The sequence below is a fragment of the Leucobacter chromiireducens genome, from assembly GCF_003917135.1.
GTDB classification, from domain to species: Bacteria; Actinomycetota; Actinomycetes; order Actinomycetales; family Microbacteriaceae; genus Leucobacter; species Leucobacter chromiireducens_A.
Genome location: NZ_RPDI01000082.1, coordinates 1 through 706, shown reverse-complemented (window position 1 = coordinate 706; position 706 = coordinate 1). Strand labels below are relative to the sequence as shown.

Genomic DNA, 706 nt, shown 5'->3' with positions numbered 1-706 from the left:
GCTCGACTTCTCGCTGCTCGGGCGACCAATTGTGTGGTTCGCGCCGGATCAGCTCGCCTACGGCGCCTCCCGCGGGCTCTACGAGCCACTCGAGGTGACGAGCGGCGGACGCATCGCGCAGGACTGGGCGGCGGTGCTCGCCCGGCTGTCCGAGCTCGCTCCGGGGACGCCGACGCGGCGCGCCGCCGAGGCGGAAACGCGGGCGCTCGCCGCGCGCTTCCATGCGTACCCGGAGGGTGGCGCGGCTGAGCGCGTGCTCGCCGCGATCCGCCGCCTCCAGCTTCCCGCCGCGCAGCTGGTGCCGCCCGGCGGCGTGTTCTTCGAGAGCTTCTACGGGCGCCAGGTGAGCTGCAATCCGCTCGCGATCGACGCGGAGCTCGCGCGCACGCACCCCGAGCTGCCGCGCTACTGGAGCGTCACGAGTGAGCTCCAGGCCGTGCCGCACGGCGCAACGCCCGTGCTCGTTGGCGGGCCGGAGTGGCACGCCGCACGCCGCGGGGCCAGCCTGCTCGTGGTGAACGACTGGCTGCGGTACCGGTTCCGGCGGCGGCGCGGACAGACCGTGCTGCAGACCTGGCACGGCACCATGCTGAAGCACCTCGCGCTGGGGCGACCGGACGTCGGGCTCCGCACGCGCATCGCGATCCGCCGCGAGAGCCGACGCTGGTCGCTCATGCTCTCGCAGAACCCGCACTCGACCGAGCAG

General features: G+C 73.9%; 1 protein-coding gene. It reads left to right on the top strand.

Annotated features, from left to right (window positions below; translation table 11 throughout):
- A partial coding sequence (locus EGM46_RS14565) for a CDP-glycerol glycerophosphotransferase family protein (protein WP_206427603.1) occupies nucleotides 1-706 on the top strand: 706 nt, incomplete at both ends.